1 protein-coding gene is annotated in these 294 nt (G+C 62.2%); it reads right to left on the bottom strand.

Going from position 1 to position 294, the window contains the following annotated elements:
• Window positions 1-294: class I SAM-dependent methyltransferase (locus EN845_RS34760; RefSeq protein WP_189587454.1), on the bottom strand; the 294-nt coding region annotated here is incomplete at both ends.

A 294-nucleotide genomic window follows, 5' to 3' on the forward strand; every position in this document is an offset into this window, starting at 1 on the left:
GGCGGCTTCCGAGGCGGCCAGGTAGAATTCCCACATGCGGCAGAAGCGCTCGTCATAGATTGCCCTGGCCTTGTCGCGGTTGGCGGCAAAGCGCAGCCCCCAATGCTTCAGCGTTTCCGCGTAGTGCAGGCGCAAAACCTCGATGTCGGTGACCACCAGTCCGGACTTCTCGATCGCCGGCATCACCTCCGAAAGCGCAGGGATATAGCCGCCGGGAAAAATGTATTTGCGGATGAAGGCGCTTGTCGCCCATGGCACGCCGGAACGGCCGATCGTGTGCAGCAGCATCACGCC

The organism is Mesorhizobium sp. M8A.F.Ca.ET.202.01.1.1, assembly GCF_004791595.1.
GTDB lineage: Bacteria > Pseudomonadota > Alphaproteobacteria > Rhizobiales > Rhizobiaceae > Mesorhizobium.